The organism is Brevibacterium otitidis (assembly GCF_042429315.1).
Lineage (GTDB): Bacteria > Actinomycetota > Actinomycetes > Actinomycetales > Brevibacteriaceae > Brevibacterium > Brevibacterium otitidis.
This window is the reverse complement of record NZ_JBHMAU010000066.1, coordinates 13,597-32,603: the sequence shown is the minus strand read 5'-3', so window position 1 is coordinate 32,603 and position 19,007 is coordinate 13,597. Positions and strand designations below refer to the sequence as shown.

Here is a 19,007-nt window from a genome sequence, read left to right as displayed (position 1 = left end):
TTGATCGTGAGGGCCGGCCGCACGGGAATAGCCGCGCGGTGTTCACTGGTTAGAGTGTACGGTAGACCGTTCCCGTCATCGCCGAAGGAGACATGCGTGCCCACGCTGCCTGAGATTCCGAGTGACTACGCCGATCCGGACACTCTGTTCTCAGCCTTCACCGACTACGTCGGCGAGCAGGGCATCGAACTCTATGAGGCGCAGGAGGAGGCGATCCTCTCCGTGCTGGCCGGCGATCACACGATCGTCGCCACCCCGACCGGCTCCGGCAAGTCGATGGTCGCCCTCGCAGCCCTCTACTCTGCGCTCAGCACCGGCTGCCGCGCCTACTACACCGCGCCCATCAAAGCGCTGGTGAGCGAGAAGTTCTTCGACCTCACTGCGGCACTCGGTGCCGAGAACGTCGGCATGATCACCGGCGACTCAGCGGTCAACTCCGATGCCCCGATCATCTGCGCGACGGCAGAGATCCTCGCCAACCAGGCGCTGCGCGAAGGCTCGGCACTCGATGTCGGGCTCGTCGTCATGGACGAGTTCCACTATTTCGGCGACCCGCAGCGCGGCTGGGCCTGGCAGGTGCCGCTGCTGGAGATGCCGCAGGCCCAGTTCGTCTTCATGTCTGCGACGCTCGGCGATATGTCCCATATCAGCGCCGACCTCACCGAGCTCACCGGACGCGAGGTGTCCCTCGTCACCTCGGCGACGCGGCCGGTGCCGCTGGAGTACAGCTACTCCGAAGAGCCGCTGCATGAGACGCTGCGCCAGCTGATGACGAAGGACCGAGCGCCGGTCTACATCGTGTCCTTCGCGCAGGCGCAGGCCGTCACGCTGGCCAGCAGCATTGTGAGCGCGAATCTGTGCACGCGCGAGGAGCGCGAGGCGATCGCCGCGGAGATCAAGGGCTTCCGCTTCGCCAAGGGCTTCGGCCAGATCCTCAGACGTCTGCTCAGCCACGGCATCGGCGTCCACCATGCCGGGATGTTGCCGCGCTACCGGCGGCTGGTGGAACAGCTCGCCGGTGCCGGCCTGCTGCGCATCATCTCCGGCACCGACACCCTCGGCGTCGGCATCAACGTGCCGATCCGCACGGTGCTGCTGACCGGGCTGGCGAAGTTCGACGGCCGGCGGATGCGACGGCTGAGCGTGCGCGAGTTCCAGCAGATCGCCGGACGTGCCGGGCGCGCCGGCTTCGACTCCGTCGGCTATGTCGTCGCGCAGGCTCCCGAACATGTCATCGAGAACCAGAAGGCCCTCGCCAAAGCCGGTGACGATCCGAAGAAGCGCCGCAAGGTCCGCAAGCAGCAGCCCCCGGCCGGTTTCGTCGGCTGGTCTCAGGAGACCTTCGAACAGCTGACGACCGGGCAGCCGGAGGAGCTGCGCTCCCGCATGCAGCTGAATCACGCGACCATCCTCAATCTGCTCTCGCGGCCCGGCAGCGGTGTGCACACCATCCGCCGGTTCATCGACGCGACCCACGAGACCGAAGCGGCGAAGATTGAGCTTTACCTCAAGGCGCTCAAGATCGGCCGGGCCCTGCTGCGCTCGGAGGTCATCCGCCGGGAGGTGACCCCCGCCTCGGGCCCGGCTGGGGAGGATGAGGTCCGCTACGTGCTGCAGCGCGACCTCGGCCCGCACTTCGCCCTCAACCAGCCGCTCTCGCCGTTCGCGCTGGCCGCGCTCGACCTCTTCGACCGCGACGGTGAGGATTGGGCGCTCAATGTGCTCTCAATCATCGAAGCGACGACGCCGGTGCACTTCGCGATCCTCAAGGGCCAGCTCGACCGGATCAAGCAGGAGGAGCTCGCCACCCTCAAGGCTGACGGCGTCGACTACACCGAGCGGATGGCGATCCTCGACGAGCTGACATACCCGCAGCCGAATGCGGAGATCCTCGAGACCGCCTTCGACGCCTACGCCGAGACCTCGCCGTGGGTGCGCGAGGTGGGTCTCGAACCCAAGGCGATCGTCGCCGATATGATCGACCAGGCGATGAACTTCTCCCAGTTCGTCGCCTACTACCGGCTCGCCCGGGTCGAAGGCGGGCTGCTGCGCTATCTCATGGATGTCTACCGGGCGCTCGTGCAGAATGTGCCGGCCGATGCGGTCGATGAGCGGCTGCAGGAGATCATCGACTGGCTCGGCGAGCTCATTGCGCGCGTCGACTCCAGCCTCGTCGAGGAGTGGGAGGCGCTGCGCGACACGAGCGGCGGGGAGGATGATGAGCCCGCGCTGCTGCCGGAGACCGCGCAGACGCTCAGCAGCGATCGGAAGCGTTTCACTGCACTCATCCGGAACACGATGTTCCACCGCGTGCTGCTGGCCGAACGCGCCGCCTATGAGCATCTGGGCGAGCTCGACGGCGACTCCGGCTGGGACGCGCGGGCCTGGGAGGACGCGATCGAAGACTTCTATGAGGAATACGGGGATCTGCGCATCGATGCTGACGCCCGCAGCTCGGCGTATGTGCAGATCACCGAAGGCGAGGAGCACTGGACCGTGCGGCAGATCCTCGCCGACCCCGACGGCGACCGCGACTGGGCGATCAGCGCCCGCGTCGACGTCGCCGCCAGCGACAGCGCCGGAGAGGTCGTCGTCGAGATCCTCGACGTCGGCCCGATGCGCTGAGAGCACCGATGTCTGCGAAGGGAACTAAAGTACATACCGTGACTGATATGACCGCGCAATCACCGGCCCAACGCGGCGTCTCGCACCTCGACACGCTGTGGGTCAAGGGCGCTCGGGCGCACAATCTCAAAAACGTCGAGATCGCGATTCCGCGCGATTCGATGGTGGTGTTCACCGGACTGTCCGGGTCCGGGAAGTCGTCGCTGGCCTTCGACACGATCTTCGCGGAGGGACAGCGGCGCTACGTCGAATCGCTGTCCTCCTATGCGCGGATGTTCCTCGGCCAGATGGACAAGCCCGATGTCGACTTCATCGCGGGTCTGTCTCCGGCGGTGTCGATCGACCAGAAGTCGACGTCGAAGAACCCGCGGTCGACCGTCGGCACCATCACCGAGGTGTACGACTTCCTGCGCCTGCTGTGGGCCCGGATCGGCACCCCGTACTGTCCCGAGTGCGGCGAGCCGATCACTCGGCAGACCCCGCAGAATATCGTCGATCAGCTGATGGCGCTGCCGGAGCGGACGAAGTTCATCGTGCTGGCGCCGATCGTGCGCGGCCGCAAGGGCGAGTTCGCCGATCTGTTCGCCGACCTGCAGACCAAGGGCTTCTCCCGTGCCGTCGTCGACGGGGAGCAGGTGCAGCTGACGCATCCGCCCAAGCTGGAGAAGCAGTACAAGCACGACATCTCCGTCGTCGTCGATCGGCTCATCGCCAAGGACGGCATCCGCCAGCGCGTGACCGATTCGGTTGAGACGGCTCTCGCCACCGCAGGTGGGCGCCTCGATGTCGAACTCGTCGATGAGGGCACGACGCGGACCTTCTCCGAGCACATGTCGTGCCCGAACGACCATCCGCTCACCGTCGATGAGATCGAGCCGCGGACCTTCTCCTTCAACTCACCCTTCGGCGCCTGCCCGGTGTGCGATGGCATCGGCACCAGGCTGCAGGTCGATGAGACCCTCGTCGTGCCCGATGAGGACCTGTCCCTGGCCGATGGCGCGATCGCCCCGTGGTCGAAGGGCAAGACGACTGCGAAGTACTTCAACCGGCTGCTCAAGGGACTCGGCGATGAGCTCGGCTTCGATCTGCTCACCCCGTGGAAGGAGCTGAAGAAGAGCCACCGGAAGGCGATCCTGGAGGGCAAGGACTATCAGGTCCACGTCCGCTACCGGAACCGGTTCGGCCGCGAACGCACCTACTCGACCGGCTTCGAAGGGGTCTTCCAGTACATTCTGCGCAAGCACGGCGAGACCGAATCGGATCATGCCCGCGAACGCTATGAGTCGTATATGCGGCACGTTCCGTGCGCGGCCTGTGACGGCACCCGGCTCAAGCCGGAGGCGCTGCATGTCAAGATCGCCGACAAGTCGATCGCCGATGTCTCCCGCATGGCGCTCGACCAGGCTGCGGACTTCCTCTCCGGGCTCGAGCTCAGCGGCCGGGATGCCGCGATCGCCGCGCAGGTGATGAAGGAGATCCGGGCTCGGCTCGGCTTCCTGCTCGATGTCGGCCTCGAATACCTCAGCCTCGACCGCACCGCCGGCACGCTCTCCGGCGGTGAAGCGCAGCGGATCCGCCTGGCCACCCAGATCGGCTCCGGGCTCGTCGGCGTCCTCTATGTGCTCGACGAGCCCTCGATCGGCCTGCACCAGCGGGACAACCGCCGGCTCATCGAGACGCTGCTCAAACTGCGCGATCTGGGCAACACCCTCATCGTCGTCGAACACGATGAGGAGACGATCGAAGCAGCCGACTGGATCGTCGACATCGGCCCCGGAGCCGGCGAGCACGGGGGAGAGGTCGTCTACTCCGGCCCGGTCGGCCAGCTCACGAGCGCCGAGCGCTCCATCACCGGCGCCTATCTCAGCGGGGAGCGCAGCATCGAGATCCCCGCCGAGCGCCGGCCGGTCGACCGGAAGAGGATGGTGACCGTCCACCACGCGCGGGAAAACAACCTCAAGGACATCACCGTGTCCCTGCCGCTGGGCGTCTTCACCGCCGTGACCGGTGTGTCCGGATCCGGCAAGTCGACCCTCGTCAACGACATCTTCTACACCCAGCTGGCCAACGACCTCAACGGCGCCAACCGGGTGCCCGGCCGCCACAAGCGGATCACCGGACACGAAGACCTCGACAAGATCATCCACGTCGATCAGTCGCCGATCGGCCGCACCCCGCGCTCGAACCCGGCCACCTACACCGGCGTGTTCGACCATGTGCGCAAGCTTTTCGCCGAGACCGAGGTGGCCCGCATCCGCGGCTATCAGCCAGGCCGCTTCTCCTTCAACGTCAAGGGCGGCCGCTGCGAGAACTGCCACGGCGACGGCACGATCCGCATCGAGATGAACTTCCTGCCCGATGTCTACGTGCCCTGCGAGGTCTGCCAGGGCGCCCGCTACAACCGCGAGACCCTGGAGGCGAAGTTCAAAGGCAAGAGCATCGCCGATGTGCTCGATATGCCGATCGAAGAGGCCGCCGACTTCTTCTCCGCTGTTCCGGCCATCGCCCGGCATCTGCGCACCCTCGTCGAAGTGGGTCTGGGCTATGTGCGCCTCGGGCAGCCGGCGACGACGCTCTCCGGCGGTGAGGCACAGCGTGTGAAGCTGGCAGCCGAGCTGCAGAAGCGCTCCCGCGGCCGCACCGTCTATGTCCTCGATGAGCCGACCACGGGCCTGCACTTCGAGGACATCAGCAAGCTGCTGCGGGTGCTGCAGGGGCTCGTCGACAAGGGCAATACGGTCATCGTCATCGAACACAACCTCGACGTCATCAGCGCTGCCGACTACATCGTCGACATGGGTCCCGAAGGCGGCCGCGGCGGCGGCACCGTCATCGCCGAAGGCACGCCCGAGGAGGTGGCAGCGGTGGAATCGTCCTACACCGGACAGTTCCTCGCTGAGATGCTCGCCGACCGGACGTGACCGTGGATCCCAGTCAGTATCGTCCAGCCACCGGCGAGATCCCGACGCAGCCCGGCGTCTACCGCTTCCGCGACGCCGACCGGCGCGTCATCTACGTCGGCAAGGCGAAGAATCTGCGCGCCCGCCTCAACTCGTACTTCGGGAATCCGGCCGGGCTCATGCAGCGGACCTTCATGATGGTCCACACCGCTGCATCCGTCGACTGGACTGTCGTCAACAACGAAGTCGAGGCACTGCAGCTCGAATGGACGTGGATCCGGGAGTTCCGCCCCCGGTTCAACGTCATGTTCCGCGACGACAAGTCCTACCCCTATCTTGCGATCACCCTGCAGGACGAGTATCCGCGCGCCTTCGTCACCCGCGGCAAGCGCAAGAAGGGGGTGACGTACTTCGGTCCCTTCACCCAGGTGTGGGCGATCAAGGAGACCCTCGACCTGCTGCTCAAAGCGTGGCCGGTGCGCACCTGCACGAACGGTGTGTTCCGGCGCGCCCGCCAGTCGGACCGTCCCTGCCTGCTCGGCTACATCGACAAGTGCGCCGCGCCCTGCGTCGGCCGGGTGAGCCCGGAGGAGCACAAGCAGCTCGCCCGCAATGTCGCAGACTTCATGCGCGGCAACACCGGACAGTTCATCTCCAGCCGCCAGCGGGAGATGGCTGCAGCCGCCCAGAACCTCGACTATGAGCGGGCAGCCGAACTGCGCGACGAGATCCAGGCGCTGGAGAAGGTGCTCGACAAGAGCGCCGTGGTGCTGTCGCAGAACGTCGACGTCGACATCTTCTCCATGGTCGTCGAAGAGCTCGAAGCCTCCGTGCAGGTCTTCCATGTGCGCGGCGGCCGCATCCGCGGTCAGCGCGGGTGGATCATCGAACGCCTCCAGGACCTCACGCCCGAAGAGCTCACCCTCGACTATCTGCGGCAGGCGTACAGCGATATCGACGCTGACGCCATCCCACGCGAGATCCTCGTCGACACGCTGCCCAGCGACGTCGACCTCGTCACCGCATGGCTGTCGGAACGCCGCGGGGCGAAGGTCGAGGTGCGCGTGCCGCAGCGCGGCGAGAAGAAGGCCGCGCTCGACACCGTGCACAAGAACGCCGAACAGGCGCTCATGCGGCACAAGATGCAGCGCGCCTCGGACCTCACCACCCGCAGCGAGGCCCTTACCGAGATCCAGCAGGCCCTCGATCTGGCAGAACCGCCGCTGCGCATCGAATGCATCGACAACTCCCATATGTCCGGCGAGAACGTCGTCGGCTCGCTCGTCGTGTTCGAAGACGGCTTGGCGAAGAAGCGCGACTACCGCCGCTTCTCCATCACCGGCGATGCCGCCCGCGATGACACCTCGGCAATGTACGACGTCGTCTCCCGGCGGTTCTCCCGCTATCTGGAGAGCCTGAGCGAGGATGAACCGGATGAGCGCTTCGGCTACCGGCCCAGCCTGCTCGTCGTCGACGGCGCTCTGCCCCAGGTGAATGCCGCTCTGCAGGCACTCCACGATCTCGGCATCACCGACATCTCCGTCGTCGGGCTGGCCAAACGGCTCGAAGAGGTGTGGGTGCCCGGAGACGAATTCCCCGTCATCCTGCCGCGCGGATCCGAAGGCCTGTTCATGCTGCAGCGCATCCGCGATGAAGCCCACCGCTTCGCCATCCGCTACCACCAGCAGAAGCGCACCAAAGCGCAGCGGAAGTCAGCGCTCGACGGCATCCCGGGTCTCGGCGCGGCCAAGCAGAAGGCGCTGCTCAAGCACTTCGGCTCCGTCAAGCGGATCCGCGCCGCCGATCCCGAAGAGCTGCAGGCAGCCCCGGGCATCGGACCGGCACTGGCGGAGAAGATCGCACAGGCGCTGCATTCGGAGCCGGCAACCGATACACCGGCCGGAGGATCCGATACTGTTGAACCACACGAGACCGCTGCGAAAGAGACCGCCGATGACTGAGACGCCCGCTCCGCCAGCTGTCGACGCCGCCGCCGACGATGTCGAAGTCCTGCTGCTGACCGGCATGTCCGGTGCCGGCCGTTCGACCGCGGCCAATGCCCTGGAGGACATGGACTGGTACGTCGTCGACAACCTCCCGCTGCAGATGATCCCGCCGCTCGTCGACCTCGTCGCACGCGCCGACGGCTCCCTGCCGAAGGTCGCCGTCGTCACCGATGTGCGCACCCGACAGATGTTCTCCGAGCTCAAGCAGACGCTGACGGCCTACCGGGCGCAGGGACTCAACATCAAGGTCCTGTTCCTCGACGCCTCCGATGAGGCGCTTGTCCGCCGCTTCGAATCGGTCCGCCGTCCGCACCCGCTGCAGGGCGAAGGCACGCTCACCGGCGGCATCAGCGAGGAGCGCAGGGCCCTGGCGCCGCTGCGCGATCAGTCCGACATCCTCATCGACACGAGCGACTTCAACGTCCACCAGCTGCGCGCCCGCGTGCACTCCCTGCTCGGCGGCTGCAACGACCACCGGCTGCGCCTGACCGTGCAGAGCTTCGGCTTCAAGTACGGCGCCCCGGTCGACGCCGACCATATGGCTGATGTGCGCTTCCTGCCCAATCCCTACTGGATTCCGGAGCTGCGCCGCCACAACGGCACCGAAGAGCCGGTGCGCGACTTCGTCCTCGGCCAGGACGCTGCCCTCACCTTCCTCGACCGCTACCTCGGCGCCCTCGACGTCGTCATCGAAGGCTACAAGCGGGAGAACCGCTCACATATGACGGTCGCGATCGGCTGCACTGGCGGCAAGCACCGCTCGGTCGTCATGAGCGAGATGCTCGGCCGCCGGCTGGCCGAACGCCCCGATACCTCCGTCACCGTCCGGCACAGGGATCTGGGGCGCGAATAATGTCCCAGCACCCAGAGCAGCCGTACCCGCACCAGTCGCCGGCCTTCACACCGCCCGTCCAGCACCGCTACACGACGAGCGTGCGTGCGCCGGGCACCGAAGAGCTGCCGCTGTACATGTCCGCGCGCGCCAGCCGCAGCAGCGGCGGACCGGAAGTCGTGTCCTTCGGCGGCGGCCACGGCCTCTATGCCGCGCTGCGTGCCTTCCGCCTGCTGACGGAGAACCTCACCGCCGTCGTCACCGTCGCCGATGACGGCGGCTCCTCCGGCCGGCTGCGGCAGGAGCTCGGCGGTCTGCCGCCGGGCGATCTGCGCATGGCCCTGGCCGCGCTGTGCGATGACGGCGAATGGGGCCGCGTCTGGCGCGATGTCATCCAGAGCCGCTTCACATCCGATGGCCCGCTGCACGACCACTCGGTCGGCAATCTGCTCATCTCCGCGCTGTGGCAGCTGCTCGGCGACCACGTCGAAGGCCTCGACTGGATGGCGCGCCTGCTGCGCGCCCACGGCCGCGTGCTGCCGATGTCCTCGCTGCCGCTGCGCATCGAAGGCGATGTCGAGTTCGCACCCGGGACCGCTCCCGAGGTGGTGCACGGGCAGTCTGCCCTCGCCGCCACCGGCGGGCACCTGCGCGAAGTCCGTCTCGTCCCGCACAACCCGCCGGCCCGTGCCGAGACGATTGAGGCGGTGCAGGCCGCCGAGATCCTCAACCTCGGGCCCGGCTCCTGGTACACCTCGGTCATGCCGCACCTGCTCGTCCCAGACCTCGCCGAGGCGATCTTCACCTCGAATGCGCTGCGCACCCTCACCCTCAACCTGCCGGGAGCCCGCGCCGAGACCCGCAACCTCAGCCTCTGCGACCACCTCGAATCGCTGCACTCGCATGCTCCGCGGCTGCGCTTCGACTACGTTCTCGTCGATGAGGACGCAGCTGCGAGCGAACCAGAGCTCGAAGCCAAAGCCCAGCGCCTCTTCGGCTCCCAGCTGTGGACCCGGCCGCTGCGCGGACGCAAGGAGAGCCAGCACGACAGCCTCAAACTCGCCGCCTGCTACCGTGATGTGCTGCTCGACGCCGGCATCAATGTCGACGAGCAGTGGTGAGCGCCGGTGGACAAGGGAAAGGACACGATGCAATGGCACTGACAGCTCAGGTCAAGGATGAGCTCGCACGCGTGAGCGTCACCCGGATCTCCGCCCGCAAGGCCGAGGTGTCGACGATCCTGCGGTTCACCAACGCCCTGCACATCGTCGCCGGGACCATCGTCATCGAGGCCGAGGTCGACACGAACATCGTCGCCCGCCGGCTGCGCGCCGAGATCAAGTCGCTGTTCGGCCACTCCGCTGATGTCGTCGTCATCGGCGCCTCCGGCATCCACCGCAGCAGCCGCTACCTCGTGCGCGTCGCCAACGACGGGGCCGCACTGGCCCGCCAGACCGGGCTCATCGACGGCCGGCTCCGGCCGGTCCGGGGCCTGCCCTCGGTCATCGTCAACGGCTCCTTGGCCGATGCGCAGGCCGCGTGGCGCGGCGCGTTCCTCGCCCATGGCTCGCTGACCGAGCCCGGCCGCTCCTCGGCACTGGAGATCACCTGCCCCGGTCCCGAGGCGGCGCTTGCCCTCGTCGGCTCCGCCCGCCGCCTCGGCATCGCCGCCAAGGCCCGCGAGGTGCGCGGCGTCGACCGCGTCGTCATCCGCGACGGGGAGGCGATCGGCGATCTGCTGACGAATATGGGCGCCGAGCCGACCCGGCTCGTCTGGGAGGAGAGGCGGATGCGCCGGGAAGTGCGCGCCACCGCCAACCGGCTGGCGAACTTCGACGATGCCAATCTGCGCCGCTCTGCCCGCGCAGCCGTCGCCTCGGGAGCGCGCGTCGAACGAGCCTTCGAGATCCTCGGCGAGGAGATCCCCGACCACCTCAAATACGCCGGTGAGCTGCGCCTCAAGCACAAGCAGGCCTCCCTGGAGGAGCTCGGCCAGCACGCCGATCCGCCGATGACGAAGGATGCCATCGCCGGGCGGATCCGGCGGCTGCTCGCAACCGCGGACAAGAAGGCCGATGAGCTCGGGATCCCCGACACCGAAGCGAGCCTGACCCCGGACATGCTCGAGGATGCCTGACACAGTTCACCGGAGCTTCATATGCACGCCCCGCTGAGCCTGCAGAGCCGGCCCCAGCGTGACTAGGATGAAGAGTGCAATCCCAGCCGACCCTCATCTACCCGCTGAATCTCAGGAGGAATCGGAATGTCCATTCGCGTAGGCATCAACGGCTTCGGCCGCATCGGCCGCTCGTTCCTGCGTCAGGCATTTGAAGTCGACACCGACGTGGAGATCGTCGCGATCAATGACCTGACCGACAACGAACACCTCGCACACCTGCTCCGCTACGACTCGGTGTGGCGCCGATTCCCCGGCACCATCGACCACGATGATGAATCGCTCACCGTCGACGGCACCCGGATCCACGCCTCGGAGGAGAAGGATCCGCACAACATCGACTGGGCCGGCCTCGGCGTCGATGTCGTCGTCGAAGCCACTGGCAAGTTCCGCACCCGCGAAGCCGCCGGCGTGCACCTGGAATCCGGTGCCAAGAAGGTCGTGCTCTCCGCGCCGGGCAAGGGCATCGACGGCTCCTTCGTTATGGGCGTCAACGACAGCACCTATGATCCGGAGACCCAGCACGTCATCTCGAACGCCTCGTGCACGACGAACTGCCTGGCCCCGCTGGCGATGGTCCTCGACGATGCCTTCGGCATCGAAGCCGGCCTCATGACGACGGTGCACGCCTACACCGGCGACCAGAACATCGTCGACGCCGCCCACAAGGATCTGCGCCGCGCGCGTGCCGCCGCGATCAACATCGTGCCGACCACCACCGGTGCGGCCAAGGCCGTCGCCGAGGTGCTGCCGCAGCTCAAGGGCCGCCTCGACGGCTTCGCTGTCCGCGTCCCGGTGCCGACCGGCTCGCTCGTCGACCTGACTTTCACGCCTCAGCAGCAGGTCACCGTCGAGGAGATCAACGCCGCGGTGAAGAAGGCCTCGGAAGGCGAGCTCGAGGGCATCCTCGGCTACACCGAGGACCCGATCGTCTCCTCGGACATCGTCATGAGCGAGTACTCCTCGATCTTCGATGCCCAGCTCACCCGGATCGTCGGCAACCAGGTCAAGGTCGTCTCCTGGTACGACAACGAATGGGGCTACTCGCAGCGCCTGTTCGACATGGTCGAATTCGTCGGCTCGTCCCTCTGATCAGCAACCGCATCCCGTCTTTCCCCGGCAGGCACACGCGCCTGCCGGGCGCGGCACCCTCACAGGAAGGTACGACAGTGAAGAAACTGGAGCATCCGGCAGAGCTCGCCGGCAAGCGAGTGCTCGTGCGCAGCGACCTCAACGTTCCGATGGACGGCACCACGATCACCGACACCGGCCGCATCGTCGCCTCCGCACCGACGCTGCGCAGCCTCGCCGAGGCCGGGGCCAAGGTCATCGTCATGGCGCACCTCGGCCGGCCGAAGGGCGTCCCGGAGGAGAAGTACTCCCTCAAGCCTGTCGTCGCCGCCCTGTCCGAGGCGGTCGGCCGCGACGTCCAATTCGCAGCCGACACCGTCGGCGAGGATGCCAAGGCCAAGGCCGCCGCCCTGGCTGACGGCGAGATCCTGCTGCTGGAGAACCTGCGCTTCAACCCGGGCGAGACCTCCAAGGACGATGCCGAGCGCGGTGCCTTCGCCGATGAGCTCGCCGCTCTCGCCGATGTCTATGTCTCCGACGGCTTCGGTGTTGTGCACCGCAAGCAGGCGAGCGTCTACGACATCGCCCAGCGTCTGCCGCATATGGCCGGCGGCCTCGTCGCAGCCGAAGTCGAGGTCTGCGACCGGCTGCTCCACGACCCGGCCCGCCCCTATGTTGTCGTGCTCGGCGGCTCGAAGGTCTCCGACAAGCTCGGCGTCATCGCCAGCCTGCTCGAACGTGCCGACACCCTCGTCATCGGCGGCGGCATGCTCTTCACCTTCCTCAAGGCCCAGGGCCACGCGATCGGCTCCAGCCTGCTCGAAGAGGATCAGATCGACACCGTCAAGGGCTACCTCGCCACCGCTGAGGAGCGCGGCGTCGAGATCCTGCTGCCGACCGATATCGTCATGGCCGCCTCTTTCGCCGCCGATGCCGAGCACTGGACGGTCAGCAGCGACGCCCTCGAATCGACTCCCGCCGGCGCAGACGGTGTCGGCCTCGACATCGGCCCGGCGACGGCGCAGGCCTATGCTGAGCGGATCGCCGCAGCCAAGACCGTGTTCTGGAACGGCCCGATGGGCGTCTTCGAGTTCCGGGCCTTCGCTGCCGGCACCCGCGCGGTGGCAGCAGCGCTGACCGATGACCACGGCGGCCAGGCCGACGGCCGGCTGACCGTCGTCGGCGGCGGCGACTCGGCTGCCGCGGTGCGCAGCCTCGGCTTCGCCGACGAGCAGTTCGGCCACATCTCCACCGGCGGCGGCGCCAGCCTCGAGTATCTTGAGGGGAAGACCCTTCCGGGCCTGGACGCACTCGCCGACTGAAAGAGGAACGATGACGACGACTCGCACCCTGCTGCTGGCGGGGAACTGGAAGATGAACCTCGATCACCTGCAGGCGATCTCCACGGTGCAGAAGCTGGCCTGGTCGCTCAAGGACAACCGGGTCGATCCGGAGCAGACGGAAGTGGCGGTGCTGCCGCCCTTCACCGACATCCGCTCCGTGCAGACCCTCGTCCAGGGCGACAAGCTGCCGATCGCCTACGGTGCCCAGGACCTGTCAGCACATGATGACGGCGCCTACACCGGCGAGGTCTCCGGCGCCTTCCTCAATCGGCTGCGCTGCAGCTACGTCATCGTTGGCCACAGCGAACGCCGGGCACACCATGCGGAGACCGATGAGGTCGTGAGCGCCAAGCTGCAGGCCGCGCTGCGGCATGAGCTCGCCCCGATCCTGTGCGTCGGCGAATCGCTGGAGACCCGGCAGGCCGGCGAGCATGTCGCCTTCACCCTCGGCCAGGTCGAGCGGGCGCTCGACGGGCGGACCGCAGATGAGCTCTCCGAGCTCGTTATCGCCTATGAGCCCGTCTGGGCGATCGGCACCGGGGAGACGGCGACCGCTGCGGACGCAGCCGAGATGTGCACGGCGATCCGCGCCCGCCTCGGGGAGCTCTTCAGCCCGGAGTTCGCCGCGGGAGTGCGGCTGCTCTACGGCGGCAGCGTCAAAGCTGAGAACGTCGCAGAGATCGTCGCACATGACGATGTCGACGGCGCGCTGGTCGGCGGTGCGAGTCTCGACCCCGAGGGGTTCGCCTCGTTGTGTCGTGCGGCGTCATCGAAGTAGACTCTCACTCAGCATCATTACCTCAACGTACGCAAAGGCAGACAACTGTGGATTCGATCCTCACGTGGACACTGACGAGCATCCTCGTGCTCACCAGCATCTTCCTCACCCTGCTCATCCTCCTGCACAAGGGCAAGGGCGGCGGTATGTCGGACATGTTCGGTGGCGGCATGAGCTCCAATCTCGGGTCCTCGGGTGTTGCCGAGCGCAACCTCAACCGCTTCACCACGCTGGTCGCGATCGTCTGGGTGGCGTCCATCGTGCTGCTGGGGCTCATGGTCCGCTTCCAGGGCTGAGCACAGCTGAATGACAGCAGGTGGGGCCAGCGATCACTCGCCGGCCCCACCTGCTTCTCTGTATCGCTACTGTCCGCAGCACCCAGCGGCTGAGGCTGCAGAGCATGCGCATGCTCTGCAGCCTCAGCCGCTCATCAGGCGTCGTCGAATCCGAAGGCTGCGAGGATCTCGGAGATGCCCTCGGCCCGGTCGCGCAGGTGCATCCGCACGACAGGTCGGCCGCGGTCGGTGAGCACATCGGCATCTCCGGCGGCCTGCGCAGCCTGCAGCTGACCGAAGCTGTAGCTCTCATCGGGGATCAGCACATCAGCCCGGGTGCTGCCGGTGATCTGCAGGAACACGCCATTGGGACGGCCGCCCTTGTGATACTGGCCGGTCGAGTGCAGATAGCGCGGACCCCAGCCGAGCGTCGTCTGCAGGCCGGTGCGCAGCGCTGCCGCCTGGCGGATGAGCTCGGCACGGCGATCGCTGAGCCGGTCGAGGAACGCCTGGATCGCGAGGTACCCGTACTCGTCGGCCGTCGCGGCGAGTGCGCGCAGCGCGCCTTCGACGCTGTCGACACCTTCGAGCAGGTGCGGGGAGCCGTAGACCTCGACCGCTCCGTCGGTGAAGAGCGGCTCCTCAGCCTCTGCGGCGGAGTCCTGAGCGAGCAGGGCGCGGGCGCTGGCCTTGGCCGCTTCCACATCGGGCTGATCGAAGGGGTTGATGCCGATGCTGAAGCCGGTGATCGCGGTGACGTACTCCCACAGCAGGAACTGCGCACCGAGCGGATAGTCGACAGCGCAGGCGAACCCTGATGGGGGAGCAGCCTCACCGTCGATCTCGCCGACGTACATGAGCAGCGCATCGGCGCGGGCGTCAGCGAAGCCGGGAGCCTGCGGGCCTTCGACGACGACCGGGAGGATGCCCTCGCCGTCCTTGCCGGTCGATTCGGCCAGCAGCTGCTCCAGCCAGGCGCCCAGCCCGACGATCGGAGAGGTGGTGTCGGCGATGACGAGCTTGTCGGTGTCGCGGGCATGGGCCACACCCAGGAACGCGCCGAGGCGGAGCGCCGGGTTGTCTGCAGAATCCTCTGCCAGCTGTGGAGCGATCTCGCGGGCCTCAGCGAGCAGCCCGGCGATATCGGCACCGGCCAGGCCGGCGGGAACGAGCCCGAAGGCGCTGAGGGCGGAGAACCGGCCGCCGACGGTGGGATCGGCGTAGAAGACCCTGCGGTAGCCCTCACGCTCAGCCAGCTGGCCCAGCGGCGATCCCGGGTCCGTCACCACGACCATCCGGGAAGCGGCCGGTATGCCGGCGGCCTCGAAGGCCTCGACGAAGGCGCGGCGCTGCGACTCGGTCTCGATCGTCGAACCGGACTTCGAGGCCACGACGACGACGCTGCGCTCCAGGTCGGTGCCGATCGCCTCGGCGATCTGGCTCGGATCGGTCGTATCGACGACTTCGAGGAACACGCCAGCGGTGGCGCAGATGACCTCGGGGGCGAGCGAAGATCCGCCCATACCGCACAGGGTCACATGGTCGATGCCTTCGGCCACGAGCTCCTCGCGCAGCCGGGCGATGTCGTCGAGCAGCTCCACGGACGTGTCCGGAAGCCGCACCCAGCCGAGGCGCTTGGCGGCCTCCTCCTCAGCGGCCTCACCCCACAGGGTGTGGTCACCGGAGGTGATCCGCGAGGCGGCGCGGGCGGTGACGAGATCGCGGACCTCGTCGTCGAACTCTGCAGGGGATGGGTAGCCGAGTGAGAGGGTCATGACGTCGCTCCTTCGAGCTGGCGGGTGACGGTTTCAACAAGTTCAGCCCAGCTGGCATCGAACTTCTCCAGGCCGTCGCGCTCGAGGACGTCCATCACCTCGGCGTAGTCGATGCCCAAGACGGCCAGCTGGTCGAACAGCTCATCGGCAGCGACATGGCGGCCGGCCACGGTGTCGCCGTGCAGCTCGCCGTGATCGGCGAAGGCCTCCAGCGTCTTCTCCGGCATCGTATTCACGACGCCGTCGGTGACGAGCTCGCTGACATAGAGGGTGTCGGGGTAGTCCGGGTTCTTCGTGCCGGTCGAGGCCCACAGGGGACGCTGCCGGTGCGCACCTGCGGCTGCGAGGACGTCCCAGCGCTCACTGTCGTACAGCTGGGAGGCGATCTCGAAAGCGAGCCGGCAGTTCGCGATGCCGGCCTGACCCTTGAGGCTCAGCGCCTTCTCCGTGCCGATCGCGTCGAGGCGCTTGTCGATCTCGGTGTCGACGCGGGAGACGAAGATCGAGGCGACCGAATGGATCCGGGAGATGTCCCGGCCGGCCTCGCGAGCCCGCTCCAGACCGCTGATGAACGCCTCGACGACCTTGCGGTACCGGTCGAGCGCGAAGATCAGGGTGACGTTGACGCTGATGCCCTCGCCGAGGGTGCGGGCGATGGCGAGCATCCCCTCCTCGGTCGCGGGGATCTTGATGAGGACGTTCGGCCGGTCGATCATCTCCCACAGCTTGCGGGCGCATTCGACGGTGCCTTCGGTGTCATGCGCCAGATGCGGGGGCACCTCGATCGACACGCGCCCGTCGACGCCGCCGGAGGAGCGGTAGATCGGCGCGAGGATATCGGCCGCCTGTGCCACATCGTGGCAGGTGAGGGCGTCGATCGCAGCGTCGACGCGGGTGCCGGCTGCCGCGAGCTCGCGGACCTGGGCGTCATAGGCTTCGCCGTCGGCCAACGCCGCTGCGAAGATCGTCGGATTCGTCGTCACACCCACAACGCTCCTGTCGACGATGAGCCTGCCGAGGGAGCCGGAGGTGATGCGGGAGCGGGACAGGTCGTCGAGCCAGACGGAGACTCCGGCGCGGCTGAGCTGAGCGAGTCGATCGGTCATCATCGTCCTTCCACTGCGGAGATGCTCTCTTCTGCTGCTGCGACCACGGCCTCGGCGGTGATGCCGAACTCCTGGTACAGGCGCTTGTAGTCCGCCGAGGCGCCGAAGTGCTCCAGCGAGACGGCACGTCCGTGAGTGCCGAGGAACTGGTGCCAGCTCTGGGCGATGCCGGCCTCGACGCTCACGCGGGCGGCCACCGCATCCGGCAGCACCGAGGTGCGGTAGTCCTCGTCCTGGGCGGCGAACCATTCGAAGCACGGCATCGACACGACGCGCACTGCCCGGCCCTGCTCCCGCAGGGTCGCGGCGGCTGCCAGCGCGACCTCCACCTCGGAGCCGGAGGCCATGAGGATGACGTCCGGGGTGCCGGTGCAGTCCTTGAGGATGTAGCCGCCGCGCGCCGTTCCCGAGGCGGGGGCCAGTTCGCTGCGATCGAGCACCGGGACGGCCTGGCGGGTGAGGACGAGACCGGAGGGCCCATCGGTGCGGGTGAGGATCTGCTTCCACGCCTCGGCAGTCTCATTGGCATCGGCCGGCCGGACGACGTCGAGGCCGGGGATCGCGCGCAGCGAGGACAGGTGCTCGACCGGCTGGTGGGTCGGGCCGTCCTCGCCGAGGCCGATCGAATCGTGGGTCCACACGAAGACCGTCGGCAGCTGCTGGAGGGCTGCCAGGCGGACGGCCGGGCGCTGGTAGTCGGAGAACACGAGGAAGGTGCCGTTGTACGGGCGGGTCGGTCCGTGCAGGGCGATGCCGTTGCAGATGAGCGCCGCGGCGAACTCGCGCACACCGAAGTGCAGATTGCGGCCGTAGAGCTCGCCGGCGAACATCGCCGAGCTGCGCTCCGGCGGCAGGAAGGACACATCATCCTTGATGAGGGTGTTGTTCGAGCCAGCCAGGTCCGAGGAGCCGCCCCACAACTCCGGCATCGCACCGGCGATCGCATTGAGGACGGTGCCCGAGGCGGCACGCGTGGCCACGCCCTTGCCGTCGGCCTCGAAGACCGGGAACAGCTCCGCCAGGCCGTCAGGCAGCGCAGCGGCCTGCAGGCGGTCGAGCAGTGCGGCGCGTTCGGGTTCGGCGGCGCGCCACTGCTGGTAGCGGGCATCCCAGTCGCTGCGCACCGCGGCTGCCCGGTCGCGGACCTGCCGGACGTGGGCGAGGGTGTCGTCAGCGACGGCGAAGTCGACCTCCGGGTCGAAGCCGAGGAGCTTCTTCGTCTCGGCGATCTCCTCGGCGCCGAGCGCGGCACCATGGGAGGCCCCAGTGCCCTGTGCGGTCGGGGTGGGCCAGGCGATGATCGTCGACAGGCGGATGAAGGACGGGCGCGGATCGGCCTTGGCGGCTTCGACGGCAGCATGCAGGGCGTCGATGTCCTCGCGGTACTCGCCGTCGCCGAGGAAGTCGACGTGCTGGACGTGCCAGCCGTAGGCCGCATAGCGGGCCTCGACGTCCTCGGTGAAGGCGATCGAGGTGTCGTCTTCGATGGAGATCCGGTTGTCGTCCCAGATGACGATGAGATTGCCGAGGTTCTGGGTGCCGGCCAGCGAAGAGGCCTCCGAGGACACGCCTTCCTGCAGGTCGCCGTCACCGGCGATGACGAAGATGCGGTGGTCGAAGACGGACTTTCCGGCTGCGGTCTCCGGATCGAAGAGCCCGCGCTCCCGGCGTGCAGCCATCGCCATGCCGACAGCGGAGGCCAGACCCGAGCCGAGCGGGCCGGTGGTGATCTCCACGCCGTCGGTGTGGCCGACCTCCGGGTGGCCGGGGGTGAGCGAACCCCACTGCCGCAGCGCCTTGAGGTCGTCGAGCTCCAGGCCGTAGCCGCTGAAGTAGAGCTGGATGTACTGGGTGAGGCTCGAATGTCCCGCAGAGAGGACGAAGCGGTCCCGGCCGATCCACTGCGGATCCGCAGGGTCGTGGACCATCGCATGCTGATAGAGGTAGTAGGCGACTGGGGCCAGGCTCATCGCGGTGCCCGGATGACCGTTGCCGGCCTTCTGCACGGCGTCGGCGGCAAGCAGGCGGGCGGTGTCGACAGCGGTGCGGTCAGCGGCGGACCAGGGGAGGGAGCTCATGTGGCTGAATCAATCCTTCTCATCAACGGTTGTCCACCTCTG

13 protein-coding genes are annotated in these 19,007 nt (G+C 67.5%); 10 read left to right on the top strand and 3 right to left on the bottom strand.

The window, feature by feature from the left end; translation table 11 throughout:
* The first annotated feature begins 96 nt into the window (after nt 1–96).
* The 10 genes from ACFFN1_RS09930 (at nt 97) to secG (ending at nt 14,027) form a co-directional block, all read left to right on the top strand.
* Nucleotides 97–2,625, top strand: coding sequence for a DEAD/DEAH box helicase (locus ACFFN1_RS09930; RefSeq protein ID WP_376840572.1), 2,529 nt, complete (start codon nt 97–99; stop codon nt 2,623–2,625).
* Nucleotides 2,626–2,672: 47 nt separating this feature from the next.
* A complete protein-coding gene (gene uvrA / locus ACFFN1_RS09925; RefSeq protein WP_376840571.1) occupies nt 2,673–5,546 on the top strand; it encodes an excinuclease ABC subunit UvrA in 2,874 nt (957 codons plus the stop codon).
* A gap of 2 nt (nt 5,547–5,548) precedes the next feature.
* Nucleotides 5,549–7,486: an excinuclease ABC subunit UvrC gene (gene uvrC, locus ACFFN1_RS09920; protein ID WP_376840570.1), complete on the top strand. Its 1,938-nt coding sequence runs from the start codon at nt 5,549–5,551 to the stop codon at nt 7,484–7,486.
* Entirely contained in the window at nt 7,479–8,384 is a 906-nt protein-coding gene (gene rapZ / locus ACFFN1_RS09915) for an RNase adapter RapZ (RefSeq protein ID WP_376840569.1), read from the top strand. The genes uvrC and rapZ overlap by 8 nt, the downstream gene beginning before the upstream one ends.
* A 116-nt stretch (nt 8,385–8,500) precedes the next feature.
* The gene (locus ACFFN1_RS09910) at nt 8,501–9,484 is read left to right on the top strand and encodes a gluconeogenesis factor YvcK family protein (RefSeq protein ID WP_376840704.1); all 984 of its coding nucleotides are present in this window, start codon (nt 8,501–8,503) and stop codon (nt 9,482–9,484) included.
* 32 nt (nt 9,485–9,516) lie between these two features.
* Nucleotides 9,517–10,500 (top strand): DNA-binding protein WhiA, encoded by a 984-nt coding sequence (gene whiA / locus ACFFN1_RS09905; RefSeq protein WP_376840568.1) that lies wholly within the window; start codon nt 9,517–9,519, stop codon nt 10,498–10,500.
* 126 nt (nt 10,501–10,626) lie between these two features.
* Nucleotides 10,627–11,631, top strand: a complete 1,005-nt coding sequence (gap, locus tag ACFFN1_RS09900) for a type I glyceraldehyde-3-phosphate dehydrogenase (protein WP_376840567.1) — start codon at nt 10,627–10,629, stop codon at nt 11,629–11,631.
* Between the two features lie 77 nt (nt 11,632–11,708).
* Complete coding sequence (locus ACFFN1_RS09895; RefSeq protein ID WP_376840566.1) at nt 11,709–12,932, top strand: phosphoglycerate kinase; 1,224 nt, start codon at nt 11,709–11,711, stop codon at nt 12,930–12,932.
* 10 nt (nt 12,933–12,942) lie between these two features.
* Nucleotides 12,943–13,731, top strand: coding sequence for a triose-phosphate isomerase (gene tpiA, locus ACFFN1_RS09890; RefSeq protein WP_376840565.1), 789 nt, complete (start codon nt 12,943–12,945; stop codon nt 13,729–13,731).
* Nucleotides 13,732–13,778: 47 nt separating this feature from the next.
* Nucleotides 13,779–14,027 (top strand): preprotein translocase subunit SecG, encoded by a 249-nt coding sequence (gene secG, locus ACFFN1_RS09885; RefSeq protein ID WP_376840564.1) that lies wholly within the window; start codon nt 13,779–13,781, stop codon nt 14,025–14,027.
* A 134-nt stretch (nt 14,028–14,161) separates the two neighbouring features.
* Here secG and ACFFN1_RS09880 read toward each other — a convergent pair whose 3' ends face one another.
* From ACFFN1_RS09880 to tkt, 3 genes are read right to left on the bottom strand one after another with little or no spacing between them, the layout of a single operon-like run.
* On the bottom strand, nt 14,162–15,781 hold the full coding sequence (locus ACFFN1_RS09880; RefSeq protein ID WP_376840563.1) for a phosphoglucose isomerase-related protein: 1,620 nt from the start codon (nt 15,779–15,781) through the stop codon (nt 14,162–14,164).
* Nucleotides 15,778–16,887, bottom strand: a complete 1,110-nt coding sequence (tal, locus tag ACFFN1_RS09875) for a transaldolase (RefSeq protein WP_376840562.1) — start codon at nt 16,885–16,887, stop codon at nt 15,778–15,780. The genes ACFFN1_RS09880 and tal overlap by 4 nt, the downstream gene beginning before the upstream one ends.
* On the bottom strand, nt 16,887–18,965 hold the full coding sequence (gene tkt, locus ACFFN1_RS09870; RefSeq protein WP_376840561.1) for a transketolase: 2,079 nt from the start codon (nt 18,963–18,965) through the stop codon (nt 16,887–16,889). Before tkt ends, tal begins: the two co-directional genes overlap by 1 nt.
* Nucleotides 18,966–19,007 lie beyond the last annotated feature (42 nt).